The following is a 24188-nucleotide window of genomic DNA, read 5'->3' as shown; positions in this document are numbered from 1 at the left end:
ACTGGCGGCGCGTGGCAACCCGATACGACAGATGCCCGAAGGTCTTCCTCTCGGCCATCGCGCTCGCGGCAACCGTCATTTATTGGTTATGAATCCTGACCCTAGCGCCTGATATTCAAAGCATTTTTTGATGGGATGGCGACCCCGCCAGGACTTGAACCCGGAACCTAGCGCTTAGAAGGCGCTTGCTCTATCCAGTTGAGCTACGGGGCCGCATGGCGGCAGTCATGGCGCAGGATGGCGGCTGAATCAACCGCTCAATCCGTACCACGCAGGTCAATCGTCATGAAGACGCTGTTCGGATCGGGCCGGTATTCGCCAAAGGGCGGGCATTCCACGAAACCCGCCCGCGCATAAAGCCCGCGTGCAGCGATGAAGGTGGGCTGCACCCCGGTTTCCAGGCTCAGCCGCGCCATGCCCTCGGACCGGGCATGGTCGACCAGCGCCTGAAGCATGCGGTGCGAATGGCCGCGGCCGCGCGCCTCGGCCAGCACATGCATCGACTTGATCTCGCCATGATCCGGGGCGATGAGCTTGACCGCGCCCATGGCCAGGGCCACGCCGCTCTCGCGCAGCACGAAAAAGGCGATCTCGGGGCCCTCCAGCGCCGCACGCGGCAGCATGTGGATCGATTCCGGCGGCGTGTCGGCATGCATGTCGGCGGTGTGGCGCTGAAACAGCAGCGCCAGATCCTCGCCCAGGGGGCTTTCCCGCCCGATCACCAGATCCCCGCCATCCATCGCGCCATCCCTTTGCTGCTGCGCACCGGACCCTAGCAGCGGCCGGCGCGATTGCGAAGCCCCGCGCGGCCCGGCGGCATGAAAAATAAGGAAGAATACGCGCGCCAGCCCCTTGCGGCCCGGACGCTTTCCGCGCCGGGCCGGCGGCAGGGGAACAGCGGTCCGCCGCCCGGCCAGCCTTGGGAAAACATTCGCCGCCCGCCGGGGCGGCCGGGGCCCGCCCGGCTTGCCCGGCCCCGGCCCGCCCGCTACCTCTGGCGCGGAAACGGAGGCGCCCATGTCCATCGTCATCGAGCACATGACCAAGAGCTTCGACGGCACCGCGGTGCTGCGCGGCATCGACCTGACCATCGAATCGGGCGAGCTGGTGGCGCTGCTCGGCCCTTCGGGCTCGGGCAAGACCACGCTGCTGAAGATCATCGCCGGGCTGGAATGGCCGAATTCGGGCGGGCTGGTGGTGCATGGCGCGGACTGGCTGCACCTGGCGGCGCAGGACCGCCGCATCGGCTTCGTCTTTCAGCATTACGCGCTGTTTCCGCATATGAGCGTGCGCGACAACATCGCCTTCGGCCTGACCGTGCGGCCGCGCGCGCAGCGGCCGGGCAAGGCGGTGATCGCGGCCAAGGTGGATCAGCTGCTGGAGTTCCTGCAGATCGCGCATCTGGGCGACCGCTACCCGGCGCAGCTTTCGGGCGGGCAGCGGCAGCGGGTGGCGCTGGGGCGCGCGCTGGCCATCGAGCCCACGGTGCTGCTGCTGGACGAGCCCTTCGGCGCGCTGGACGCCGCCGTGCGCCGCGACCTGCGCGCCTGGCTGCGCCAGGTGCATGACGAGACCGGCTCGACCACGATCTTCGTCACCCATGACCAGGAGGAAGCCTTCGAACTGGCCGACCGCGTGGTGGTGATGGGCGAGGGCCGGATCGAGCAGATCGGCAATGCCGACCAGATCCACGACCACCCCGCCAGCCCCTTCGTCGCCCGCTTCATGGGCGCGACCATCGAATTGCCGGTGGTGCTGCAGGCCGGCCGGGCCGAGGCGCAGGGGCTGGATAGCAGCCGCCTGCCGCGCCGCGCCCTGCCCGATGGGCCGGCCACGCTGTTCCTGCGCCCAGCCGACGTGACGCCCCTGGCCGATCCCGCCGGGCGCTGGCAGATCACGCATCGCACCAGCAACGGCGCCCTGCTGCGGCTGGAGCTGACCGACGGCACCGGCCAGTTCGGCATCGACCTGCCCCGCCGCGCGCCCGAGGCGCAGGGGCTGATCGCCGGCACCCGCGTCAACCTGCGCCCCGAGGCGGGCACGATCTTTCCCGGCCCGCGCGCCCTGGTTCCCCAGGCGGCCGCCACCGCATTCCCCCGCAAGGAGAAAAGCCTATGACGATCCGCAAGCTTCATGTCGCCGCGCTGGCGCTTTTGCTGGGCACCACCCCGGCGCTGGCCCAGGACAAGATCCTGAATGTCAGCTATGACATCGCCCGCGAGCTGTTCGAGGCGCTGAACCCCGAATTTCAGGCGCATTGGAAGGACAAGACCGGCCGCGATGTGACCATCGACCAAAGCCATGGCGGCTCGTCGAAACAGGCGCGCGCCATCCTCGAGGGGCTGCCGGCCGATGTCGTCACCTTCAACCAGGAAACCGACGTGGACGTGCTGGCGCAGAACGGCCTGGTGGCCGAGAACTGGCGCGAGGCGCTGCCGAACGGCGCCTCGCCCTATTACTCGCTGCCCGCCTTCCTGGTGCGCGAGGGCAATCCCAAGGGCATCAAGGACTGGTCGGACCTGGCGCGCGACGACGTGCAGGCGGTGTTCCCCAATCCCAAGACCAGCGGCAACGGACGCTATACCTATCTGGCCGCCTATGCCTATGCCCTGACGCAAGAGGGCGGCACGCCCGAAAAGGCGCAGGAATTCGTGGGCAAGATCTTTGCCAATGTGCCGGTCTTCGACACCGGCGGCCGCGCCGCCACCCAGACCTTCGCCGAGCGCAACATCGGCGACGTGCTGATCACCTTCGAGGCCGAGACCAAGGGCATCGCCAAGCAATACGAGGCCCAGGGCCTCGAGGCCGTGACCCCGGCGACCAGCCTTTTCGCCGCCTTCCCGGTCGCCGTGGTGGCCGAGAACGCCGAAAAGAACGGCTCGGCCGAGGTCGCGACGGAATATCTCAACTGGCTCTACTCGCCCGAGGCGCAGGAGACGCTGGCCGAGAACCACTATCGCACCACCGACGAGGCGGTGACGGCGAAATACGCCGGCGAGTTCCCCGAGGTGAAGCTCTTGACCGTGGACGAGGTCTTTGGCGGCTGGCAGAAGGTGCAGGAAGAGCACCTGGCCGAGGGCGGCATCCTCGACAAGGTCTTCGTCAACCAATGAGCGCCGCCGCCGCGCCCATCCGCGCGAAACGCGTCTTGCCGGGGTTCTCGCTGAGCCTCGGCACGACGCTGCTTTACGTCGCGCTGGTGATCCTGATCCCGGTGGTGGCGCTGGTGCTGAAGGGGGCCGAGATCGGGCCGGCGCGGTTCTGGGCCATCGTCACCGCGCCGCGCACGCTGGCGGCGCTGCGGGTGACGCTGACCGCCGCCGCCGCGGCCACCGTCTTCAACGCCTTCTACGGCCTGCTGATGGCCTGGGTGCTGACGCGCTACGACTTTCCCGGCAAGCGCATCCTGGATGCATTGATGGACATCCCCTTCGCCCTGCCGACCGCGGTCGCAGGCATCTCGCTGACCGCGCTCTATTCGGCGAACGGCTGGTTCGGCGCGCCGCTGACCGGCGCCGGCATCGAGCTGGTCTATACGCTGGGCGGCGTGATCCTGGCGATGACCTTCACCTCGATCCCCTTCGTGGTGCGCGCCATCCAGCCGGTGCTGGAGGATCTGGACCCGGCGCTGGAGCAGGCGGCGATGACGCTGGGCGCCCGGCCCTTTGCCATCTTCCGCCGCGTGGTGCTGCCGGCGATCCTGCCCGCGTGGCTGGCAGGCTCGACCGTGGCCTTCGCCCGCAGCTTGGGCGAGTTCGGCGCGGTGGTGTTCATCGCCGGCAACCTGCCCTTCAAGACCGAGATCGCGGCGCTGCTGGCCTTCATCCGGCTGGAGGAATACGACTACCAGGGCGCCGCCGCCATCGCGCTGGTGCTGCTGATGTTCGCGCTGGTCCTGCTGGCGGTCTCGAACCTGATCCAGTTCCGCGCCGCCCGCCACCTGGAGGCCCGGTGATGACCACCGTCGCGCTGACCCACGCTCCCGGCCAGAGCCGCGCGGTGCCGCGGCTGCTGATCGCCCTCGCCTTCGCGCTGACCGCGATCTTCGTCGTGGCGCCCCTGGCCTTTATCTTCTGGCGCGCCTTCGCCGAGGGCTGGGCGGTCTATCTGGCAAACATCGCCGACCCGCTGGTCCTGCATGCGATCTGGCTGACGGCGCTGGTCGCGGTGATCGTGGTTCCGGTCAACATCGCCTTTGGCATCGCCGCCGCCTGGGCCATCGCCCGCTTCCGCTTTCCGGGGCGCAAGCTGTTGATGGTGCTGATCGAGATCCCCTTCTCGATCTCGCCGATCATCGCCGGCATCTGCTACCTGCTGCTTTACGGCCGGCAGGGCCTCTTGGGCCCCTGGCTGGCCGCGCATGACCTGAAGGTGATGTTCGCCCTGCCCGGCATCGTGCTGGTCACCATGTTCGTGACCGCCCCCTTCGTGGTGCGCGAGGTGCTGCCGCTGATGCAGGCGCAAGGCTCGGAACAGGAACAGGCGGCGGTCACACTGGGCGCACGCGGCTGGCAGGTGTTTTCCCGCGTCACCCTGCCCAATATCCGCTGGGCGCTGCTTTACGGCGCCGTGCTTTGCACGGCCCGCGCGGTGGGCGAGTTCGGCGGCGTCTCGGTCGTTTCCGGCTCGATCCGCGGCCAGACCAACACCCTGCCCCTGCAGATCGAACTGATGTTCAACGACCTCAACACCACCGGCGCCTTTGCCGCCGCCTCGACCCTGACCGTCATCGCGCTGGTGGTGCTGGTCGTCAAGGCGGCGCTGGAAAGCCGCAGATGACAGCCCGTAACTGGCGGGAATGTCAGTGGACTTGACCCGCCAGCCCGCCTAGGCTGCAGCCCATGGACGCCGCGATCAAGGACCAGAAACAACCCTGCCCCGAACTGCCGAAGCCCCGCAGCTTCTGGCAGCGCATCGCCGACCGGCTGGCGGCGATCGTCGGCGCGCGCCGCCCGGCCACCCCGCCCGAGAGATCGGTGGCCTTCACCATCGCCGTGATCGCGCTGGGGGCCAAGCTCGCCAAGGCCGACGGCGCCGTGGCCCGCTCCGAGGTGGCGGCCTTTCGCCGCGTCTTCATCATCCCGCGATCCGAGGAAAAGAACGCCGCCCGCGTCTTCGACCTGGCGCGCCAGGATGTCGCCGGCTTCGACGCCTGGGCCCGGCGCATCGCCCGCATGTTCCCGCCGGGCGACCCGGTCCTGGCCGATGTGATCGAGGGGCTGTTCATCATCGCCGTCGCCGACAGCGACCTGCATGAGGCCGAGATCGTCTTCATCGACGAGGTGGCGCGCATCTTCGGCCTGCCCGCCGCGCAGGTGGCGGCGATCCGCGCCCGCCACGACCGCCGGCAGGGCTGCCCCTCATGCGAGGTTCTGGGCGTGACCCCCGACACGCCCTTGCCCGAGGTGCGCCGGCGCTGGCGCGAACTGGTGCGCGAAAGCCATCCCGACCGCGCCCTAGCCCGCGGCCTGCCGCCCGAGGCGATCCGCCTGGCCGAGGCCCGCACCCGCGCGCTGAACGAGGCATGGGAAAACTTCCGCAACATGCACCCGAAGGGCTGCGCCGGCCCCAGCCTGTCCGCCTAGGGACAGGGCATTGGCCGGGATGCGCGCATGGCCTGCGCGCACCCCGGCCCAGTCGCCTCAGGCATGCGCAGCGCGCAGCGCCTTGCGACGCGCCACGCGCTCGCGGATCGCCTCGATATCGGTGACCGGGGTCGCGGCAAAGAGTTCGCGCGTATAGGGATGCCTGGGATCTGCGAAGACCTCGTCGCGGCTGCCCTGCTCGACCGCCTCGCCCTTGTGCATCACCAGCACGTCGTCGGCGATGTAGCGCACCACCGACAGGTCGTGGCTGATGAACACATAGGCCAGGTTGAACTCCTCCTGCAAGTCGGCCAGCAGGTTCAGCACCTGCGCCTGCACCGACAGGTCCAGCGCCGAGACCGGCTCGTCCAGCACCAGCAGCGTCGGGTTCAGCATCAAGGCGCGGGCAATGGCGATGCGCTGGCGCTGCCCGCCCGAGAACATGTGCGGATAGCGGTTGAACACCTCGGGCGGCAGGCCGACCTTGGCCAGCATCTCCTCGGCGCGGCGGCGGCGCTCGGCGGCGGGGGTATCGGTGTTCAGAAGCAGGGGCTCCATCAGCACGTCGCCGATCTTCTGGCGCGGGTTCAGGCTGCCATAGGGGTTCTGGAACACCATCTGCACCTTGGAGCGCATCTCGCGCGTCAGCCGCGCCTTGCCGATGTCCACGGGCTTGCCGTCGATCATGAGCTCGCCGCCCGAGGCCGGATCGATCAGCGCGATGATCCGCGCCAGCGTCGACTTGCCCGAGCCGGATTCGCCGACGATGGCCAGCGTCTTGCCGCGATCGACCGAAAAGCTGATGCCCTTGACCGCGCGCACCGTCTTGGCGGCGCGGGTCAACGATCCGGGAACGTGATAGTCGCGGATCAGGTTGCGGCCTTCGACGACACTCATTGCGGGGCCTCCTCAAGGAAGCTGCCGACGGTGGGCAGCCGGTCGCCCGTCGCATTCTCGGGCAGGGCCGAGAGCAGCGCGCGGGTATAGGGATGCGAAGGCGCCTCGAACAGCGTCAGCACCTCGGCCTCTTCCATCTTCTTGCCCTTGTATTGCACCTGGACGCGGTCGGCGGTCTCGGCCACCACGCCCATGTCGTGGGTGATCAGGATCAGCGCCATGCCCGTCTGTTCCTGCAACTGCATCAGCAGGTCGAGGATCTGCTTCTGGATCGTCACGTCCAGCGCCGTCGTCGGCTCGTCCGCGATCAAGAGGCGCGGCCCGGTGGCGATGGCCATGGCGATCATCACCCGCTGGCACTGGCCGCCCGACATCTGGTGCGGATAGCTGCGCAGCTTTTCCTCGGGCTCGGGGATGCCGACCTGGCGGAACAGTTCCAGTGCCCTGGCCCGCGCCGCGCGTTTCGACAGCCCTGCGTTGAAGCGCAGCACTTCCTCGATCTGGTAGCCGGTGGTGAAGCTGGGGTTCAGCGAGGCGATGGGTTCCTGGAAGATCATGGTGATCTCGCGCCCGATGATGCGGCGGCGCTGGCGCGGGGTCATGCGCAGCAGGTCTTGCCCGTCGAAGCTCATCTCGTCGGCGGTGACGGTGGCGGTATCGGGCAAAAGCCCCATCGCCGCCAGCATCGACACCGACTTGCCCGAGCCCGATTCCCCGACGATGGCCAGCACCTCGCCCTTGTCCACGGTCACGTCGATGCCGTCCACGGCGGTGAAGCTGCCGGTCGAGGTAGCAAAGCGCACGGTCAGGTTGCGGATTGTCAGCAAGGCCATGGCTCAGCTCCGCTTCAGTTTCGGGTCGAGCGCGTCGCGAAGACCGTCGCCCATCAGGTTGATCGCCAGCACCGAGACCAGGATGGCGAGGCCGGGGAAGGTCACCACCCACCAGGCACGCAGGATGAACTCGCGCGCCTCGGCCAGCATGGTGCCCCACTCCGAGGCCGGCGGCTGCGCGCCCATGCCGAGGAAGCCGAGCGCGGCGGAGTCGAGCACCGCCGAGGAGAAGCTCAGCGTCGCCTGCACGATCAGGGGCGCCAGGCAGTTCGGCAGGATGGTCTTGAACATCAGCCGCAGGTTCGACGCCCCGGCCACCTTGGCGGCGGTGACGTATTCGCGCGCCTTTTCCCCCATCACCGCGGCGCGGGTCAGGCGGGCGAAATGCGGCTGGTAGACGATGGCGATGGCGATCATCGCATTGGTCAGCCCCGGCCCCAGCACCGCGACCAGCACCAGCGCCAGCAGCAGCGAGGGAAAGGCCAGCACCACGTCCATGACCCGCATGATGACGGTGTCCACCCAGCCGCCGAAGAAGCCGGCGACCAGCCCGATGATGATGCCGCCGGTGAGCGCGATGGCGACCACGACAATGCCGATGAACAGCGAATATTGCGCGCCGTGGATCAGCCGCGACAGCATGTCCCGGCCCACCGCATCGGTGCCCAAGAGGAAGCCCGCACGCCCGCCATCCTGCCAGATCGGCGGCACCAAGAGCGCGTCGCGGTATTGCTGCGTCGGGTCATGCGGCGCGATCAGCGGTGCGAAGATCGCCGTCAGCACCAGCAGGATAAAGACCACGAGCCCGATCACCGCGCCGCGGTTCTGGCTGAAATAGAACCAGAACTCGCGCAGCATCCGGCGGCGGATGGCCGCGTCCGAAATCTTGACGGTGGTATCGGTCATTTGTGCCGGATCCTCGGGTTGATGAGACCATAGGTCAGGTCAACGATCAGGTTCACGATCATCACGATGGCGGCGATCAGGAGCAGGCCCGACTGCACCACCGGATAGTCGCGGCGGCTGATGGAATCGATCATCCACTTGCCGATGCCCGGCCAGGAAAAGATCGTCTCGGTCAGAATGGCGCCGGCCATCAGCACGCCGACCTGCAAGCCGATGGTGGTGATGACCGGGATCATGGCATTGCGCAGCGCATGGACGCCGATCACCCGGCGCGACGACAGGCCCTTGGCGCGGGCGGTGCGCACGTAATCCTCGCCCATCACCTCCAGCATGGCGGATCGGGTCTGGCGCGCGATCACCGCCAGCGGGATGGTCGCCAGCACGATCGAGGGCAGGATCAGGTGGCTCAGCGCCGAGGCGAAGGCGCCCTTCTGCCCCGAGAGCAGGCTGTCGACCAGCATGAAGCCCGTCACCTGCGGAAAGAAATACATCAGCGAGATGCGGCCCGAGACCGGAGTCCAGCCCAGCACGCCCGAAAACAGGATGATGAGCAAAAGCCCCCACCAGAAGATCGGCATCGAAAACCCGACCAGCGCCGCGGTCATCGATATCTGGTCGAACCAGCTGCCGCGCTTGATCGCCGCGATCACGCCCACCGGCACGCCGATCACCGTGGCGATGATGATGGCCACCAGCGCCAGCTCGACCGTGGCCGGAAACAGCGCCAGGAACTCGGTCAGCACCGGCTTTTTCGTCACCAGCGAATTGCCCAGGTCGCCCTGGAGCAGGTTGCCGAGATAATGCAGATATTGCTGCCAGACCGGCTTGTCATAGCCAAGCTGCGCCGCGATCTGGGCGTAACGCTCGGGCGAGACGCCGCGCTCGCCGGCCATCAACAGCACCGGGTCGCCGGGCAGCAGCCGGATGAAGCCAAAGGCCACCAGCGTGATCCCGATCATCGTCGGAACCAGGTAAAGCAGTTTCTTGAGGATGAATCTGAGCATCGAACCCTAACCTAAGGGCCGTGCAAGGAGGTTTCCCTGCACGGCCGCGAGAGTTTCAATCCGGGCGCGACCTTATTCGGTCAGGTCCACGGTGTCGAAGGCATAGTCGCCCAGCGGCGATTGCACGAAGCCGGTCACGTTCTTGGCCATCGGCACATATTGCGTCGAATGTGCCAGCGTGGCCCAGGGCGCCTCGCGCTTGAAGATGACCTGCGCCTCTTCGTAAAGCTTGACCCGCTCGTCATGGTCCGAGGTCGCCTTGGCCTTGGCCAGCAGGTCCGAGAACTCCTGGTTGCACCAGAAGGCGCGGTTCGCGCCGCCCGGATTGGCCGCGGCGCAGCTGAGCAGCACCGACAGGAAGTTGTCGGGGTCGCCGTTGTCGCCGGTCCAGCCCAGGATGACGGCGCCCTTGCGGCCTTCCTCCATCGACTTCTTCAGGTACTCGCCCCATTCGTAGCTCACGATCTCGACCTTGACGCCGACCTTGGCGAAATCGCTCTGGATCAGCTCGGCGGTGCGGCGGGCATTGGGCATGTAGGGGCGCTGCACCGGCATGGCCCAGACTTCCATGGTCAGATCCTTGACGCCGGCTTCCTCCAGCATCGCCTTGGCGGCCTCGGGGTCGTATTTGTCGTCCTCGATGGCGTCGTTATAGGACCACATGGTCGGCGGGATCGGGTTCTTGGCGACCTCGGCATTGCCTTGATAGACGGCGTCGATCAGGGCCTGCTTGTCCATCGCCATGTTCAGCGCCTTGCGGACCTGCGGGTTGTCGAAGGGCGCGACGGTGGTGTTATAGGCCAGATAGCCCACGTTCAGGCCGGGCTGCTCGTCCAGCTTGAGGTTCGGGTCGGCGCGGATCTCGTCCAGGTCGGCGGGCGCCGGATAGGGCATCAGGTGGCATTCGCCGGCCTTGAGCTTTTGCAGCCGCACCGAGGCGTCGGGGGTGATGGCAAAGACCAGGTCGTCGATCTTGGGTGCCTCGCCCCAGTAATCGGCGTTCTTCTGGTAACGGATCACCGCGTCCTTCTGATAGGCGACGAAGCGGAAGGGGCCGGTGCCGATCGGGGCGTTGTTCAGGTCTTCGCGGGTGCCGGCGGCGTCCAGCGCGTCGGCATATTCCTTGGAGACGATCGAGACGAAGGGCATCGCCACATTGGCCAGGAACGGCGCCTCGGGCTGGTTCAGGGTGAATTTCACCGTGTGGTCATCGACCTTCTCGATGGACTTGATCAGCTTGTCCATCTCCATCGAGGAATAATACTCGTAGGTGATGCCGGGGATGTATTCGTGCCAGGGATGGTCGGCGCTGGCCTGGCGCTCGAAGGTGAAGATCACGTCGTCGGCGTTGAAATCGCGCGAGGGCGTGAACTTGTCGTTGGAATGGAACTTCACCCCCTGGCGCAGGTGGAAGGTGTATTCCCGCCCGTCCTCGGACACGTCCCAGCTTTCGGCCAGGGCCGGCTCGATCTCGGTGGTGCCCGGCTTGAACTGCACGAGGCGGTTGTAGATCGCATGGCCCGAGGCATCGAAGGTGGTGCCCGAGGTATAGGGCGCGGCGTCGAAACCCTCCGGCGAGCCCTCCGAGCAATAGACGAAGGTCTTGGCATGCAGCGGCGCCGCAGCCATCAGGGCAAAAGCCGATGCCGCAAGCATCCGGGTGGAGAAGAGTGACATAATGCCTCCCATGTCTAGAGATATTCCCTGATCCTGATGCAAACGAATCTGCCTGACAGGTCAAGTGCTTTGCCGGGCATGATCGTCGTTTTGCCGCGATGACGCTGCGAAACGCCGAAAGCATCGGGCAAATCTTGGCGTTCAGCCGGCCAGGCACCAGGCAGGAGGGGCCGGCCCCGGACGTGAAAACAGACAGAACCGGACTGTTCAGGCGCTGCCGCCCCGCCGTATCGGGACGGGGACGGGATGATTCTCGGCGCACCATTCGCGGATCGGCAAGACACGAGGGGCAGGTCCGCGCCGGCGCCGGGACATCACCCGTCGTCGCTGCGTTTCAGGAAAAGCGCCGCGAAAAGATAGATCCCTGCCGCACCGAACAGGAAGGCCCAGAAGAACGCGCCACTGGTTGCCTCGAACCCCGCCCAAAGCAGGGGCAGCAGGACGCAGAGGACACGGACCCAGAGCGGGCGGAAGAACGGGTGTTCGGGATCGACCAGCATTCCGCCAACCTAGCCGGGCCGGGCAGGATGCGCCATATCCTTCGGCGCCTTGGAGCCGGTGGATTGACATTGTGCCGGGTGGCGCCTCTCGGGATCCAGCCCCATGGCGCCTGCNGGGATCGACCAGCATTCCGCCAACCTAGCCGGGCCGGGCAGGATGCGCCATATCCTTCGGCGCCTTGGAGCCGGTGGATTGACATTGTGCCGGGTGGCGCCTCTCGGGATCCAGCCCCATGGCGCCTGCCCTTCTTTCTTGCCCAAATATCCCGGGGGGACGTTTCCTGCGCCCCGTCGAGGGGTGCAGGAAACGCGGGGGGCAGCGCCCCCCGAAGGCCAGCGGCGCAGCAGATCCATCCGGCAGCCGGCCGCACGGTCGGGACATGGATGGTGGCGGCCTTGGCCATCTCCTCGATTTCGGGCGCTTCGTCCTGCATTCCGGCGAGGGGATGCGTGACCAAACCCGTGTGGCCTTGCATCAGCCCGCCGGGTTCACCCCATGCCCAGCGGATCCTGGCGCCAGCGGGCGCGCTTGCGGTCCTCGCCCAGGCTCCACAGCGCAATGGCGCCCCAGGACAGGCAATAGGCCAGCCCGATGCCCAGCACCAGCCAGCCCGGAATCGGGCCGATGGCGGCGCGCTCCAGCAATTCGGCCGCCGATTGCAGCGGGGTCGGATGCACCCCCAGCTTGCCCAGATAGGCCACGGTCTGGATCAGCAGGATCCAGAAATAGTTGCGCCGGATGCGCCGGCCGATGGCGGTGCGCAGGCTGACGTGATAGGCGGGGCGGCGATAATCCTCGGCCAGCCGGTCCTGCCAGCCTGTGTCCAGCCGCAGGTCGCCGTCGCGCAGCATCGGCGCCATGAAGTTCAGCTCCATCCAGCGGCAGCGCGCGCGCCAGACGTTGAAATAGCGATAGCGCCGGGCCTCGAGCATCAGGAAGAAGATGATGAGGATGCCGACCAGCACCAGCGGCAGGGGCGATGCCTGGGGCGAGGAAAAGGTGATCGACAGCGCCACCCCCAGCGTCACCACCGACCAGTTCGTCGTGGTGTCGAGCCGCGTGCGCCAGATGGTCGAGCGATAGATTTCGGCCCGGTAAAGATGCGCAAGCGCGCCGATTTCCGCCGTGTCCAGCGGCTTGCGGCCGTTCTGCTGTCCGTCCATGCGCGTTCTCCCTGCCTTGCAGCTTGGCAGGGGCGGATCGCACGGGCAAGCCCCTTGGCCGCGCCGAAAGCGGAACGGGATCGCGGCGGCTTCAGCCCAGCCGCTCGATCAGCGCCATGGCGGCTTGCGGATTATGCGCCTTGTGGCCGCCGATGACGTAAAGATAGACGTCGCGCGGCCCCGAGACCGGGTTCGGCCCGACATGCTCCAGCCCCTCGGGCAGTCCGCCCGCCGCCCAGATCCGCACTCTTTCCGCCCAAAGATCCAGCGCCGCCGGCGCATAGCCCAGGGCCTCCTCGGCGCTGGTACCCATGATGCGCACATAGACGAAGGGCGCGGTCGGATCGGCGATCTGCGGATATTTGCCATCCGCCGCGACCACCGCCGCCACGCCATGCTCGCGCAGCATCTCGGTGAAGACGGGCGTGCGGAAGCTCTGGTGGCGCACCTCGACCACGTGGCGCAGCGCCCTGCCCCCGGCCGCGGCCGGCAACAGCTTCAGGAAGGCCCGGAAATCGTCGGGCTCGAATGTCTTCGTCGCCATGAACTGCCAGTTGATCGGTCCCAGCTTGTCGCCCAAGAGCATGACCCCGCCCGACAGGAACCGCGCGATGGTTTCGCCCGCCTCGGCCAGCACCTTGCGATTGGTGGCATAGCGCGGCGCCTTCAGCGAAAAGACGAAATCCTCGGGCGTCTCGTCATGCCATTTGCGAAAGCTCTCGGGCTTTTGCGCGCCGTAATAGGTGCCGTTGATCTCGATCGAGGTCAGCCGGCGGCTGGCATGTTCCAGCTCGCGCCGCTGCGCCAGCCCCGCGGGATAGAAGCTGCCGCGCCAGGGCTCGTAGGTCCAGCCGCCGATGCCGATGCGGATGCGTCCCGCCGCCACCCTGCCCTTGTCCATCCGATACCCTCCTGCGCTGGCGATTCGGCCGATCATAGCGCAGGGCGCGGGCCGCGCCCTAACCCGGCCGCTTGCGCGTCAGCGAGAACTTGTGGGGCGAGATGCCGTATTGCCCCCGGAACACCTTGGAGAAATACGAGGACGAGCCGAAACCGCAGGCCACCGCCACCTGCATGACGCTGAGATTGGTCTCGGTCAGCAGCGAGCGGGCATGTTGCAGCCGCACCTTGTTGAGATATTGCAGCGGCGTCGTGTCCAGGTAGCGCTGGAACAATCGCTCCAGCTGGCGGCGCGAGATGCCCAGGTGGCTGGCGCATTCGCCCAGGTCGATCTCGTCCTCGACATGGGCCTCGATATAGGCCACGGCGCGGATCAGGTGGTCGTTTCGCGTGCCCAGGCGGACGGAAAGCGAGCTCAGCTGTTCGTCCTCGCCGCGGCGGATCTGGCCCAGCAGGCACATGTTCATCACCGCCTGGCCCAGTTCGGCGCCGTAGTAATCCTCGATCAGCTTCAGTGCCAGCTCGGCCGAAGCGACGCCGCCGGCGCAGGTGACGATGCGGTCGTCGATGCAGAAGATGCGCCGCTCGGGCGCCAGGTCCGGATATTTCTCGGTGAAGTTCGGAATGTTTTCCCAATGCAGGGTAAAGCGGCGGCCGTTGAGGATGCCGGCGCGGGCCAGCGCATAGGCGCCGGTGCAAAGCCCGCCCACCGTGCCGCCGTGGCGCCATTGCTTGCGCAGCCAGTCGGTCAGTTCGGCGCTGCATCCCGCATCCGGCTCGACCCCGCCGCAGACCAGCACGTAATCCGAGGCCAGGGCCTCGGACAGCGGCGCGTCGGGCAGAAGCGGCACCCCGTTCGAGCAGGCGATCGGCGCGCCCGTCTCGCTGTGGATGCGCCATTTGAACAGCACCTGCTCGGTCAGCTGGTTGGCCACCCGCAAGGGCTCGATCGCCGAGGTGAAGGCCAGCATGGTAAAGCGCGGCATCAGCACGAAGGACACGGTGATCGGCGCCCGGGCCGGCGTCGAAAGCTTCACATGGGCAATGCCCCGCGCGATATAGCGTTCCCTGTCGTCAGCAGCAGATTGCGGCACCATGGTTTCCCGAATGCTGCGCCCGGCCGGAGGACCGGGCGTCCGTTCCGCATTGCCACAAGCCGTGGCGCGCTGCCAAGCCCCTTGGCAAGCGGCCGGGCCATCGGCGTCCGGACCCCGCCTCAGGCAACCAGCAATTCGTCGGCCGGGCCGAAGAACTCGTAATGGATGCGGTCCGAGGGCACGCCGGCCAGCGACAGGGCGGCCACCGCCGCCCGCAGGAAGGGGCGCGGGCCGCAGATATAGTAATCCGCATCGCCCGAAGGGGTGTTGGCCAGCAGCCATTCCTCGGTGATCAGCCCGGCATGGTCGTAGTCGCGGCCGGCGACCTCATCCGCCAGCGGCGTCTGGTGGAAATCGGTGACGGTGATCTGCCCCCGTCCCTTGGCCAGCGCGCGGACATGGGCGCGCATCGCATGGGTCTCGCGGTCATGGGTGCCGTGGATGTAATGCACCGGCACCGGCGCGTCCGATTGCACCAGCGCCTCCAGCATGGCGACCATCGGCGTCAGGCCCACACCGCCCGACAGCAGCACCACCGGCCGCTTGGGCCGTTCGGGCAGGAAGAACTCGCCCGCGGGCGCGGCCACCTTCAGCACCGTGCCCGGCCTTTGCTGGTGCAGCCAGCCCGAGACCAGCCCCTGCGGCTCGCGCTTGACCGAGATGCGATAGGTCTGGCCGTTCGGCGCAGCCGAGATCGAATAGTTGCGCTTGGCCGGGGCATGGCCGGGGATCTCCAGCCAGAAGGTCAGGTACTGGCCCGGCTTGTGCGCCATCACCGGCCCGCCATCGACCGGGCGCAGGATAAACGAGGCGATGGTGCTGCTTTCGCGGATCACCTCGTCGATGCGGAACTCGCGCCAGCCGTTCCAGCCGCCCGCGACCGCCAGCTGCTCGTCATAGATCCGCCGCTCGCGCGCGATCAGGATATTGGCAAGGAACCAATAGGCCTCGCCCCAGGCATCCAGCACCTCGTCGGTGGCCGCATCGCCCAGCACCGCCTGGATGGCGCCCAAGAGCGCCTCGGCGACATGGGGGTAATGCTCGGGCAGGATCTGCAGGCCCACATGTTTCTGGGCGATGCGCTCGACCGCGGGGACCAGCGCCGTGACGTTGTCGATATTGTTGGCATAGGCCAGGATCGCCCCGGTCAGCGCGCGCGGCTGCGCTTCCGAACCGCCCTGGTGCGACTGGTTGAACAGGTCGCGGATCTCGGGGTTCTGGAACATGCGCGCATACATTTCGCGCACGATGTCAAGGCCATGCGCCTCGAGCCCAGGGACAGTGGCTTTGACCAGGGCGATGGTCTGCGCGCTCAGCGGCTGCGGCATCGGGCTTCTCCTGCTAGGTTGCGCGGCGGGGGTCGGCCGCGACTCAAAACATGTATTGCGGATACATGTATCTTTGCCGCCAGAAACATGCAATCAGGATACATGTTTTATCGGAGGCCGCGATGCGCCTGACGCGCTATACCGATTACGCCATGCGCGTGCTCTTGTATCTGGGCCGCGAGCCCGAACGGCTGTGCTCGATCGGCGAGATCGCGCAAGCCTATGGCATCTCGCAGAACCACCTGATGAAGGTCATCAACGACCTGGTGCATGCGGGCTTTCTGGCCAGCCTGCGCGGCCGCAACGGCGGCATCCGGCTGGCGCGGCCGCCGGCCGAGATCAATATCGGCGCGCTGGTGCGCCATACCGAGGATGATTTCGACCTGGTCGGCTGCACCAGCTGCATCATCGCGCCGGCCTGCGGGCTGACCTCGGTGCTGGACGAGGCGATGGCGGGCTTCATGGCGGTTCTGGACGGCTACAGCCTGGCCGATGTGCTGGCGCGGCGGCCGGATTTCTCGCATCTGCTGCACCCGGTGGCGCCGCGCGAGCCGGCGCGGTCCTGACCCGGATCAGCCGCCCGGCCCGGCATCCCTTTCGTGGAACGCCCAGTCCTGGAAGGCCTGGGCGTTCTCGGCCAGGTCGGCAGGCTGCGGATCGTTGGCCAGCAGGTAGTAGCCATAGTTTTCCTGCACCGTCACCGGCGACAGCTGCACCAGCCGGCCGCTGTCGAGGTCGTCGCGGATCATCGCCAGCGGGCACAGCGCCACGCCCTGCCCGGCCAGCGCGGCAGCGCGCAGCAGGTTGAAATCCTCGAAGACCGGCCCGGCCTCGTCCGGGTCGATGCCCTCGCCCGCCCGCGAAAGCCAGGCGCGCCAGGCCGAGGTGTCGGTATCGTGCAAAAGCCCCGCCGCCTTGATCGCGGCGGCCGGGGGCGGCGCCTTGCCGAAAGCGAGCAGCAGCGCGGGGTTGCAGACCGGCGCGCTTGCCCCCGGCAGGAAGCCCAGCACCCGCACCCCCGGCACGGCCGGCGGGCCATCCGAGAAGACGAAGGCGAAATGCGTGCTGCGAAAGTCGATCTCCTGACCGTGCATGGCATAGACCACCCGCAGCGCCACCTCGGGATGCGCCTGCCGAAAGCGCGAGAGCCGCGGGATCAGCCAGCAGATCGCCACCGAGGGGATGGCGGCGATCACCAGCGGCTGCGTGCCGCCGGCCATGCGCACCCGCTTGCAGGCGGCCTCGATCTCGGCCAGCGACAGGCTCAGCGTCCGCGCCAGTTCCTGCCCGCGGGGCAGGATGCGCGGCCGCGGCCCCGAGCGGTCGAACAGCGCGACCCCCAGGAATTCCTCAAGGTGGCGGACCTGATGGCTGACCGCCGACTGGGTGACGAAAAGCGCCTTCGCCGCCTCCTTGAAGCTTTTCAGCCGGGCCACCGCCTCGAAGGCGCGCAGGGCGTTCAGCGGCAGAAGCGACATCGGCGTTCCAAAACTGTTTGAGATTTTCTCAAGTGAAGCATGAGAAACCGTCTTTTGACAAGCGGCCTTGCGGAACCGATCCTGCCGCCATCCGAACCCCCAAAAGACAAAAGGACATCCCATGCAACGCGACAGGCTCCAGAGTTTCGTCGGCAATGGCGAGAAGGCGGTCCCGACCTTCTCGGCCACGGAAATGCAGCGCCGCCAGGATGCAATCCGGGCGCATATGGCGCAGGCAGGCATCGATGCGGCGCTGTTCACCTCGTATCACAACATCAATTATTACGCCGATTTCCTCTATTGCCAGTTCGGCCGCCGCTACGGGCTGGTGATCGACCATGACAAGGCGAGCACCATCAGCGCCGGCATCGACGGCGGCCAGCCCTGGCGGCGCAGCTTCGGCGGAAACGTCACCTATACCGACTGGCAGAAGGACAATTATTTTCATGCGCTGCGCCAACTGGCCGGCCAGGCCCGACGCATCGGCATCGAGTTCGACCATGTCAACATCGACCTGCTCGACCTGCTGAAGGCGGAGTTTCCCGGCGTCGCGTTCGTCGATATCGCAGCGCCTGCCATGCGGCTGCGCATGATCAAATCGGCCGAGGAGATCGCCCATATCACCGAGATGGCCCGTATCGCCGATCTGGGCGGCGCGGCCTGCGTCGAGGCGGTGGCCGTGGGCGTGCCCGAGCATGAGGTGGCGCTGCATTCCACCGCCGCCATGGTGCGCGAGATCGCGAAAACCTGGCCCCATGCCGAACTGCTGGACAGCTGGACCTGGTTCCAGTCCGGCGTGAACACCGACGGCGCCCACAACCCGGTGACGAGCCGCAAGATCCAGCGCGGCGACATCCTGTCGCTGAACTGCTTCCCCATGGTCGCGGGCTATTACGTCGCGCTGGAGCGCACGCTCTTCGCCGAGCAGGCCAGCGACGAACATGTCCGGCTGTGGGAGTTCAACTGCAAGGTCCATGACCGCGGCAAGGAATTGCTGGTGCCGGGCAAGAAATGCTCGGAGATCGCGGCCGAGCTGAACGAGATGTATGCGGCCGAGAACCTGCTGCAATACCGCAGCTTCGGCTATGGCCACAGCTTCGGGGTGCTGTGCCACTATTACGGCCGCGAGGCGGGGCTGGAGCTGCGCGAGGATTGCGACACGGTGCTGGAGCCCGGCATGGTCGTCTCGATGGAGCCGATGATCACCATCCCCGAGGGCATGCCCGGCGCCGGCGGCTATCGCGAACACGACATCCTGGTGATCGAGGAAGGCGGGAACCGCAACATCACCGGCTTCCCCTATGGACCCGAGCATCTGATCGTCAGGGGCAAGGCCAAGGCCGCCTGATCCCCCACCGCCCGCCGGACCATCCGGCGGGCGGATCGCGTAACGGCGATTGCGACCGCCGCCACCGGCCCGCATCCCCCGCGGGCCGGGCCGAAAGGCCATTGCCGGCAGAGGAGACCGGCAGGAACACCCAAGGGAGGGTAACAATGTCCAATCCAACGCTCGCCGCGGCGGCCGTCATGCCGCAGGATGCGGCGCAAGACACCGAGGTTTCGCCCGACGTGGTGAAGAAGGTGCTGGGCGCCAGCTTCGTCGGCAATTTCGTCGAATGGTTCGACTATGCCTCATACGGCTATTTCGCCACCGTCATCGCCCATGCCTTCTTTCCCGAGATCGCGCCGACCAGCGCGCTGCTGGCGACCTTCGCGGTCTTTGCCATCTCGTTCATCATCCGCCCGGTCGGCGGCATCATCTGGGGCGCGATCGGCGACCGGGTCGGCCGGCGCACCGCGCTGTCCTGGTCGATCCTGATCATGTCGGGCGCCACCACCGTCATCGCGCTCTTGCCGTCCTATCACCAGATCGGCCTGCTGGCACCGGTGCTTCTGCTGCTGGTGCGCATGGTGCAGGGCTTTTCGGCGGCGGGCGAATATGCCGGCGCCACCTCGTTCATCGCCGAATATTCCCCGACCCATCGCCGCGGCCTTTACACCAGCATCGTACCGGCCTCGACCGCAGCGGGGCTGCTGGCCGGTTCGCTGATGTCGGCGGGGCTCTTCGCCTTCCTGGACGAGGCGCAGATGCAAAGCTTCGGCTGGCGCATCCCCTTCCTGCTGGCGCTGCCTCTGGGCTTCATCGGCCTTTATATTCGGCTGCGGCTGGAGGACACGCCGAAATTCCGCGAGCTGGAAAAGACCCATCACGTCGAGGCCACCCCGGTGCGCGAGCTGTTTCGCAACCATCGCCGGCAGATCGCCATCGCCTTCGGCGTCACCTGCCTCAACGCCGTGGGCTTCTACCTGATCCTCAGCTACATGCCCACCTATCTCTCGACCGAGATGGGCATGGGCAAGGCGCAGGCCTTCCTGGCCACCAGCATCTCGCTGGCCAGCTACATCTTCCTGATCTTCCTGATGGGCATGCTGTCGGACCGGCTGGGGCGCAAAACGGCGCTGATCACCGCCTCGGTGCTGTTCATGGGCCTGACCGTGCCGCTGTTCAGCATGCTCGACGGCGCGAGCTTCGCCACCATCGTGCTGATCCAGATCGCCTTCGGCGCACTGCTGACCATCAACGACGGCACCCTGCCCTGCTTCCTGTCCGAGATCTTTCCGACCCGCGTGCGCTATTCCGGCTTCGCCTTCAGCTTCAACGCCGCGAATGCGCTGTTTGGCGGCACCGCGCCCTTCGTCGCAACCTGGCTGATCAGCGTGACCGGCAGCAAGCTGGCCCCGGCCTGGTATCTGGTCGGCGCCGCCGGTCTGGCGCTGGTCGCCATGCTGATGGCGCGCGAGACTGCCGGCAAGCCGCTGGAGGACTGACCCCGCAAGGCAAGCGCCGGCCGCAGGCGATCCGCCGCGGCCGGCGCTTACGATTCGACCGTGGGCAGGAAGCCGCCCTTCAGCCCCAGGACATGATCATGCACGCGCCGTCCCGCCGGCGACAGCGCCATGTCCTCGCGCCGGATCAGGAACCAGTTGCGCTGGATCGGCAGCCCCTCGGCCTTCAGCGCCACCAGCCGGCCGGCGCGCAATTCCTCGGTCACCGTGTGCTGCGAGATCAGCGCGATGCCCAAGCCCGCGATCACCGCCTGCTTGATGGTCTCGTTCGTGCCCATCTCGACCATGCGCCAGGGCGTGCCGTCGCCGATCCGGTCCAGGAACCGTGTCATCAGGATGCGCGTGCCCGAGCCGGGCTCGCGCGCCAGATAGGTCTCGGCCAGGAGATCGCGCGGCGTCGCCGGATCGGCGGCGGCCAGCGGGTGATCGGGGGGCGCCACGATGATATGGGGATGCGGGCCGATGGGCTCGGCCACCACCGCCGGGCTGCGCGGCGGCCGGCCCATGATCGCCAGGTCCAGCGCCCGCGAGGTCAGCCACTGGATTACCGCGTCGCGGTTGCCGATGCGCAGCGTCACCTCGACCTCGGGCAACGCGCGGCGCAGGTCGGCGACGAGGCGCGGCGCGAAATACTTGCCGGTCGAGACCACCCCCAGCGAGACATTGCCGGTATGGCCGCTTTGCAGCGCCGCCACCCGCCGCGCGCAGGTTTCAAGCGCGATGGCGATCTGCGCCTCGGCTTCCAGCACCGCCCGCCCCTCTTCGGTGGCAAGGAAGGCGCCATGCTCGCCCCGGATCACCATGGGGGCGCCGAGCAGATCCTCCAGCGCACGCAGCTGGCTGTGGATCGCGGGCGGGCTGAGGCTCAGCAGCCCCGCCGCCCCGGTCAGCGAGCCGCTGTCGATGACGGCGCGCAGCACGCGCAGCTGGCGCAGGGTTATGGCACTGATCCGCTTCATTCAGAATTTCCGAAATACATTTTTGTATTATTAAATGTTCCTTAAAATCTGGACATGTCAACAAGAAGACGGGACGCGCCAGAGGAGGGGCAGATGACCGCCGAGACAATCCAGACCGACCGCATTCCCGAGGAGTTGCGCCCCGTGATGCGGGCGATGGCCGAGGCCGGGGCCCGGCTTGCCGCGATCATCCGCCGGGGTGGCGACCTTGCCTCGCCGGTCGGGACCAATGCGGATGGCGACGGGCAGAAGGCGCTGGACGTGATGGCGGACGACCTGTTCCGCCAGGCGCTGGCCGGCGCGGGGGTGCGCTGGCTCGCCTCGGAGGAACAGGACGAGGCCGTGGCGCTGGACCCCGCGGGCCGGCTGGCCGTCGCCATCGACCCGCTGGACGGCTCCTCGAACATCGACACCAATGTCTCGATCGGCACGATCTTTTCGATCTATCCCGCCGAGGCGACGGCCGAGGCCAGCTTCCTGCGCCCGGCGCGCCAGCAGATCGGCGGGGGCTACATCATCTACGGCCCGCGCTGCGCCATGATGGTCACGTTCGGCGACGGCGTGCAGCATTACGCGCTGGACCCCGACAGCGACGGCTTCCGGCTGGTGACGGCCCGGCAGGAGATGCCCGAAAGCGCCCTGGAATTCGCCATCAACGCCTCGAACTACCGGCACTGGCCGCAGCCGATCCGCGCCTATATCGACGATTGCCTGGCCGGCAGCGACGGCCCGCGCGAACAGAACTTCAACATGCGCTGGATCGCCTCGCTGGTGGCGGAAACCCACCGCATCCTGATCCGGGGCGGCGTGTTCCTGTATCCCGGCGACGCGCGCGAGGGCTACGGCTCGGGCCGGCTGCGCATGCTTTACGAATGCGCGCCCATCGCCTTGCTGGTCGAACAGGCCGGCGGTCGCGCCACCGACGGGCTGGTCCCGATCCTCGACCAGGGCGCGGCGCGCCTGCACCAGCGCACGCCCTTCGTCTTCGGCTCGGCCGAGAAGGTCGCCCGCATCGCCGCCTATCACGAACTGCCCCAGACCGAGGTCTCGGCGCTGTTCGGCCATCGCGGCCTGTTCCGGGCCTGATCTGGAAAAAGAAGGGACACCATGAGCAAGAAACACCCGATCATTTCCGTCACCGGCTCGTCGGGCGCGGGCACCACCACGATCAAGAACACCTTCGACCAGATCTTCCGCCGCGAGAAGATCACCGCCGTCAGCATCGAGGGCGACGCCTTCCACCGCTTCGACCGCGCGGCGATGAAGGCCGAACTGGCGCGCCGGACCGAGGCGGGCGACCACACCTTCAGCCATTTCAGCATCGAGGCCAACGAGCTGGAGCGCCTGGAACAGGTGTTTCGCCATTACGGCCAGACCGGCACCGGCCAGACCCGGCATTACGTCCACGACGACCGCGAGGCCGAGAAATACGGCACGCCCCCCGGCCAGTTCACGGCATGGGAGGATTTCGCCCCCGGCTCGGACCTGCTGTTCTACGAGGGGCTGCATGGCGCGGTCCGCTCGGACGGCATCGACATCGCCGGACAGGCCGACCTGAAGATCGGCGTGGTGCCGGTCATCAACCTGGAATGGATCCAGAAGATCCACCGCGACAAGGCCAGCCGCGGCTATTCGACCGAGGCCGTGACCGACGTGATCCTGCGCCGGATGCATGCCTATGTGCATGTGATCTGCCCGCAGTTCACCGAAACCGACATCAACTTCCAGCGTGTCCCGGTGGTCGATACCTCGGACCCGTTCATCGCGCGCTGGATCCCCACGGCGGACGAAAGCCTGGTGGTGATCCGCTTCAAGAACCCGCGCGGCATCGATTTTCCCTATCTGACCTCGATGATCCAGGGCTCGTGGATGAGCCGCGCCAATTCCATCGTCATTCCGGGGCCGAAGCTGGACCTCGCCATGCAGCTGATCCTGACGCCGATGATCCTGCGTCTGGTCAACGAATCGAAACGGGCCTGAAGGGAGGGAAAGAGGATGAACCAGATGGCAAGGATCGACACCGGTATGGAGGCGCAGATGGCCAATGCCATCCGCGCGCTGGCGATGGAGGCGGTCGAGGCCGCGAAATCCGGCCATCCGGGCGCGCCCATGGGCATGGCCGACGTGGCCGCGGTGCTGTTCAACCGCTTCATGAAGATCGACCCGGCGGATGCCGCCTGGCCCGACCGCGACCGCTTCGTGATGTCGGCGGGCCATGGCTCGATGCTGGTCTATGCGATCAACCACATGCTGGGCTATGACGACATGGACATGGACCAGCTGCGGAATTTCCGCCAGTTGGGCGCGCGCACCGCCGGCCATCCCGAATACGGCCATGCCAAGGGGATCGAGACCACCACCGGCCCGCTGGGCCAGGGGCTAGCCACCGCCGTCGGCATGGCGCTGGCCGAGCGGATGATGAACGCCCGCTTCGGCGACGGGCTGGTCGATCACTGGACCTATGTCATCTCGGGCGACGGCTGCCTGATGGAGGGCATCAGCCACGAGGCCATCGACTTTGCCGGCCACCAGCGGCTGGGCCGGCTGATCCTGATGTGGGATGACAACGGCATCACCATCGACGGCCATACCGACCTGTCCACCTCGACCGACCAGATGGCGCGCTTTGCCGCCGCGGGCTGGCATGTGCAGGCGGTGGACGGCCATGACCGCGAGGCGGTGGCCGCCGCGATCGAGGCCGCGCGGGCGGATGAGCGCCCCTCGCTCATCGCCTGCAAGACGGTGATCGGCTATGGCGCGCCGAACAAGCAGGGCAGCCACGACGTGCATGGCGCGCCGCTGGGCGCCGACGAGATCGCGGCGGCGCGTGCGCATCTGGGCTGGAACCATCCGCCCTTCGAAATACCCCAAGACATCCTGGACTCCTGGCGCTGTGTCTCCGCGCGAGGGGCCGAGGCGCGGTCAGCATGGCAGAAGCGGCTGGAAACGTCCCCAGATCAGGGCCGTTTCAACGCCATGCTGGCCGCGCCCGATGCGGCGGCGCTGCGCAGCG

The 24188-nt window shown here is 67.2% G+C and carries 24 protein-coding genes, 1 tRNA gene and 1 pseudogene; 12 read left to right on the top strand and 14 right to left on the bottom strand.

The genetic code is table 11. The annotated features are described in order from the left end of the window. Positions 1-92: pseudogene (locus tag ACDP63_RS19950) on the top strand (IS5/IS1182 family transposase); the annotation flags it as partial. 44 nt (positions 93-136) lie between these two features. Here the strand turns inward: ACDP63_RS19950 and ACDP63_RS19945 are convergent. After that, positions 137-213 (bottom strand) — tRNA-Arg (locus ACDP63_RS19945). 44 nt (positions 214-257) lie between these two features. Beyond that, complete coding sequence (locus ACDP63_RS19940; RefSeq protein WP_024844414.1) at positions 258-740, bottom strand: GNAT family N-acetyltransferase; 483 nt, start codon at positions 738-740, stop codon at positions 258-260. Between the two features lie 277 nt (positions 741-1017). Here ACDP63_RS19940 and ACDP63_RS19935 point away from each other — a divergent pair, with 277 nt between their 5' ends. From ACDP63_RS19935 to ACDP63_RS19915, 5 genes are all read left to right on the top strand, one after another. Next, positions 1018-2118, top strand: coding sequence for a sulfate/molybdate ABC transporter ATP-binding protein (locus tag ACDP63_RS19935; protein ID WP_024844413.1), 1101 nt, complete (start codon positions 1018-1020; stop codon positions 2116-2118). Continuing rightward, the gene (locus ACDP63_RS19930; RefSeq protein WP_028710608.1) at positions 2115-3113 is read left to right on the top strand and encodes a sulfate ABC transporter substrate-binding protein; all 999 of its coding nucleotides are present in this window, start codon (positions 2115-2117) and stop codon (positions 3111-3113) included. Before ACDP63_RS19935 ends, ACDP63_RS19930 begins: the two co-directional genes overlap by 4 nt. After that, positions 3110-3955, top strand: a complete 846-nt coding sequence (cysT, locus tag ACDP63_RS19925) for a sulfate ABC transporter permease subunit CysT (protein WP_024844411.1) — start codon at positions 3110-3112, stop codon at positions 3953-3955. The genes ACDP63_RS19930 and cysT overlap by 4 nt, the downstream gene beginning before the upstream one ends. Continuing rightward, the gene (gene cysW / locus ACDP63_RS19920; protein WP_024844410.1) at positions 3955-4779 is read left to right on the top strand and encodes a sulfate ABC transporter permease subunit CysW; all 825 of its coding nucleotides are present in this window, start codon (positions 3955-3957) and stop codon (positions 4777-4779) included. The genes cysT and cysW overlap by 1 nt, the downstream gene beginning before the upstream one ends. Positions 4780-4841: 62 nt before the next feature. After that, positions 4842-5585, top strand: a complete 744-nt coding sequence (locus tag ACDP63_RS19915; protein ID WP_024844409.1) for a molecular chaperone DjiA — start codon at positions 4842-4844, stop codon at positions 5583-5585. Between the two features lie 57 nt (positions 5586-5642). Here ACDP63_RS19915 and ACDP63_RS19910 read toward each other — a convergent pair whose 3' ends face one another. The 10 genes from ACDP63_RS19910 to hmpA form a co-directional block, all read right to left on the bottom strand. Next, on the bottom strand, positions 5643-6482 hold the full coding sequence (locus ACDP63_RS19910; RefSeq protein WP_024844408.1) for an ATP-binding cassette domain-containing protein: 840 nt from the start codon (positions 6480-6482) through the stop codon (positions 5643-5645). Continuing rightward, positions 6479-7315: an ABC transporter ATP-binding protein gene (locus tag ACDP63_RS19905; protein WP_024844407.1), complete on the bottom strand. Its 837-nt coding sequence runs from the start codon at positions 7313-7315 to the stop codon at positions 6479-6481. Before ACDP63_RS19905 ends, ACDP63_RS19910 begins: the two co-directional genes overlap by 4 nt. Positions 7316-7318: 3 nt before the next feature. Next, complete coding sequence (locus tag ACDP63_RS19900) at positions 7319-8221, bottom strand: ABC transporter permease subunit (protein WP_024844406.1); 903 nt, start codon at positions 8219-8221, stop codon at positions 7319-7321. Continuing rightward, a complete protein-coding gene (locus tag ACDP63_RS19895) occupies positions 8218-9225 on the bottom strand; it encodes an ABC transporter permease subunit (RefSeq protein WP_028710609.1) in 1008 nt (335 codons plus the stop codon). The genes ACDP63_RS19900 and ACDP63_RS19895 overlap by 4 nt, the downstream gene beginning before the upstream one ends. A 72-nt stretch (positions 9226-9297) precedes the next feature. After that, positions 9298-10902, bottom strand: coding sequence for an ABC transporter substrate-binding protein (locus ACDP63_RS19890; RefSeq protein ID WP_409928545.1), 1605 nt, complete (start codon positions 10900-10902; stop codon positions 9298-9300). 314 nt (positions 10903-11216) lie between these two features. Beyond that, positions 11217-11402, bottom strand: coding sequence for a hypothetical protein (locus ACDP63_RS19885; RefSeq protein ID WP_024844403.1), 186 nt, complete (start codon positions 11400-11402; stop codon positions 11217-11219). Between the two features lie 489 nt (positions 11403-11891). Continuing rightward, positions 11892-12566: a DUF2270 domain-containing protein gene (locus ACDP63_RS19880; RefSeq protein ID WP_028710610.1), complete on the bottom strand. Its 675-nt coding sequence runs from the start codon at positions 12564-12566 to the stop codon at positions 11892-11894. A 91-nt stretch (positions 12567-12657) separates the two neighbouring features. Next, positions 12658-13467: a DUF72 domain-containing protein gene (locus ACDP63_RS19875; protein WP_024844401.1), complete on the bottom strand. Its 810-nt coding sequence runs from the start codon at positions 13465-13467 to the stop codon at positions 12658-12660. Between the two features lie 58 nt (positions 13468-13525). After that, on the bottom strand, positions 13526-14563 hold the full coding sequence (locus ACDP63_RS19870) for a GlxA family transcriptional regulator (RefSeq protein ID WP_024844400.1): 1038 nt from the start codon (positions 14561-14563) through the stop codon (positions 13526-13528). 119 nt (positions 14564-14682) lie between these two features. After that, the gene (gene hmpA, locus ACDP63_RS19865; protein ID WP_024844399.1) at positions 14683-15891 is read right to left on the bottom strand and encodes an NO-inducible flavohemoprotein; all 1209 of its coding nucleotides are present in this window, start codon (positions 15889-15891) and stop codon (positions 14683-14685) included. Between the two features lie 122 nt (positions 15892-16013). On the opposite strand from hmpA, the gene ACDP63_RS19860 reads away from it, so the two are divergent. After that, entirely contained in the window at positions 16014-16457 is a 444-nt protein-coding gene (locus ACDP63_RS19860; RefSeq protein WP_024844398.1) for an Rrf2 family transcriptional regulator, read from the top strand. A gap of 6 nt (positions 16458-16463) precedes the next feature. On the opposite strand, the gene ACDP63_RS19855 is transcribed toward ACDP63_RS19860, so the two are convergent. Then, positions 16464-17369, bottom strand: coding sequence for a LysR substrate-binding domain-containing protein (locus ACDP63_RS19855; RefSeq protein WP_024844397.1), 906 nt, complete (start codon positions 17367-17369; stop codon positions 16464-16466). Positions 17370-17490: 121 nt separating this feature from the next. On the opposite strand from ACDP63_RS19855, the gene ACDP63_RS19850 reads away from it, so the two are divergent. Together ACDP63_RS19850 and ACDP63_RS19845 are read left to right on the top strand one after the other, a co-directional pair. Next, complete coding sequence (locus ACDP63_RS19850) at positions 17491-18717, top strand: aminopeptidase P family protein (protein ID WP_024844396.1); 1227 nt, start codon at positions 17491-17493, stop codon at positions 18715-18717. Between the two features lie 146 nt (positions 18718-18863). Continuing rightward, the gene (locus ACDP63_RS19845) at positions 18864-20198 is read left to right on the top strand and encodes an MFS transporter (RefSeq protein WP_024844395.1); all 1335 of its coding nucleotides are present in this window, start codon (positions 18864-18866) and stop codon (positions 20196-20198) included. A 47-nt stretch (positions 20199-20245) separates the two neighbouring features. Here the strand turns inward: ACDP63_RS19845 and cbbR are convergent, their stop codons facing one another. Further along, a complete protein-coding gene (gene cbbR, locus ACDP63_RS19840; protein WP_024844394.1) occupies positions 20246-21175 on the bottom strand; it encodes a LysR family regulator CbbR in 930 nt (309 codons plus the stop codon). A 93-nt stretch (positions 21176-21268) separates the two neighbouring features. Between cbbR and ACDP63_RS19835 the strand changes: the two genes are divergently transcribed. From ACDP63_RS19835 to ACDP63_RS19825, 3 genes are all read left to right on the top strand, one after another. Continuing rightward, positions 21269-22261: a class 1 fructose-bisphosphatase gene (locus ACDP63_RS19835; protein WP_024844393.1), complete on the top strand. Its 993-nt coding sequence runs from the start codon at positions 21269-21271 to the stop codon at positions 22259-22261. Between the two features lie 21 nt (positions 22262-22282). Further along, positions 22283-23155 carry a phosphoribulokinase gene (locus ACDP63_RS19830; RefSeq protein WP_024844392.1) on the top strand — a complete coding sequence of 291 codons (873 nt, stop codon included), beginning with the start codon at positions 22283-22285 and terminating at the stop codon, positions 23153-23155. A gap of 15 nt (positions 23156-23170) precedes the next feature. Then, on the top strand, positions 23171-24188 hold a 1018-nt coding region (locus tag ACDP63_RS19825; protein WP_409928544.1), incomplete at its 3' end, for a 1-deoxy-D-xylulose-5-phosphate synthase N-terminal domain-containing protein.

Origin of the sequence: Paracoccus sp. P2 (genome assembly GCF_046335115.1) — a bacterium.
In the GTDB taxonomy this organism is placed as follows: domain Bacteria; phylum Pseudomonadota; class Alphaproteobacteria; order Rhodobacterales; family Rhodobacteraceae; genus Paracoccus; species Paracoccus pantotrophus.
The sequence above is the reverse complement of the archived record's forward strand: the minus strand, read 5'-3'. Positions and strand labels throughout refer to the sequence as shown.

Excerpts from the sequence above, each read along its gene's own strand:
- ACDP63_RS19940 (WP_024844414.1), bottom strand. The coding sequence starts at position 740 with ATGGATGGCGGGGATCTGGTGATCGGGCGGGAAAGCCCCCTGGGCGAG.
- ACDP63_RS19935 (WP_024844413.1), top strand. The coding sequence starts at position 1,018 with ATGTCCATCGTCATCGAGCACATGACCAAGAGCTTCGACGGCACCGCG.
- ACDP63_RS19930 (WP_028710608.1), top strand. The coding sequence starts at position 2,115 with ATGACGATCCGCAAGCTTCATGTCGCCGCGCTGGCGCTTTTGCTGGGC.
- cysT (WP_024844411.1), top strand. The coding sequence starts at position 3,110 with ATGAGCGCCGCCGCCGCGCCCATCCGCGCGAAACGCGTCTTGCCGGGG.
- cysW (WP_024844410.1), top strand. The coding sequence starts at position 3,955 with ATGACCACCGTCGCGCTGACCCACGCTCCCGGCCAGAGCCGCGCGGTG.
- ACDP63_RS19915 (WP_024844409.1), top strand. The coding sequence starts at position 4,842 with ATGGACGCCGCGATCAAGGACCAGAAACAACCCTGCCCCGAACTGCCG.
- ACDP63_RS19910 (WP_024844408.1), bottom strand. The coding sequence starts at position 6,482 with ATGAGTGTCGTCGAAGGCCGCAACCTGATCCGCGACTATCACGTTCCC.
- ACDP63_RS19905 (WP_024844407.1), bottom strand. The coding sequence starts at position 7,315 with ATGGCCTTGCTGACAATCCGCAACCTGACCGTGCGCTTTGCTACCTCG.
- ACDP63_RS19900 (WP_024844406.1), bottom strand. The coding sequence starts at position 8,221 with ATGACCGATACCACCGTCAAGATTTCGGACGCGGCCATCCGCCGCCGG.
- ACDP63_RS19895 (WP_028710609.1), bottom strand. The coding sequence starts at position 9,225 with ATGCTCAGATTCATCCTCAAGAAACTGCTTTACCTGGTTCCGACGATG.
- ACDP63_RS19890 (WP_409928545.1), bottom strand. The coding sequence starts at position 10,902 with ATGTCACTCTTCTCCACCCGGATGCTTGCGGCATCGGCTTTTGCCCTG.
- ACDP63_RS19885 (WP_024844403.1), bottom strand. The coding sequence starts at position 11,402 with ATGCTGGTCGATCCCGAACACCCGTTCTTCCGCCCGCTCTGGGTCCGT.
- ACDP63_RS19880 (WP_028710610.1), bottom strand. The coding sequence starts at position 12,566 with ATGGACGGACAGCAGAACGGCCGCAAGCCGCTGGACACGGCGGAAATC.
- ACDP63_RS19875 (WP_024844401.1), bottom strand. The coding sequence starts at position 13,467 with ATGGACAAGGGCAGGGTGGCGGCGGGACGCATCCGCATCGGCATCGGC.
- ACDP63_RS19870 (WP_024844400.1), bottom strand. The coding sequence starts at position 14,563 with ATGGTGCCGCAATCTGCTGCTGACGACAGGGAACGCTATATCGCGCGG.
- hmpA (WP_024844399.1), bottom strand. The coding sequence starts at position 15,891 with ATGCCGCAGCCGCTGAGCGCGCAGACCATCGCCCTGGTCAAAGCCACT.
- ACDP63_RS19860 (WP_024844398.1), top strand. The coding sequence starts at position 16,014 with ATGCGCCTGACGCGCTATACCGATTACGCCATGCGCGTGCTCTTGTAT.
- ACDP63_RS19855 (WP_024844397.1), bottom strand. The coding sequence starts at position 17,369 with ATGTCGCTTCTGCCGCTGAACGCCCTGCGCGCCTTCGAGGCGGTGGCC.
- ACDP63_RS19850 (WP_024844396.1), top strand. The coding sequence starts at position 17,491 with ATGCAACGCGACAGGCTCCAGAGTTTCGTCGGCAATGGCGAGAAGGCG.
- ACDP63_RS19845 (WP_024844395.1), top strand. The coding sequence starts at position 18,864 with ATGTCCAATCCAACGCTCGCCGCGGCGGCCGTCATGCCGCAGGATGCG.
- cbbR (WP_024844394.1), bottom strand. The coding sequence starts at position 21,175 with ATGAAGCGGATCAGTGCCATAACCCTGCGCCAGCTGCGCGTGCTGCGC.
- ACDP63_RS19835 (WP_024844393.1), top strand. The coding sequence starts at position 21,269 with ATGACCGCCGAGACAATCCAGACCGACCGCATTCCCGAGGAGTTGCGC.
- ACDP63_RS19830 (WP_024844392.1), top strand. The coding sequence starts at position 22,283 with ATGAGCAAGAAACACCCGATCATTTCCGTCACCGGCTCGTCGGGCGCG.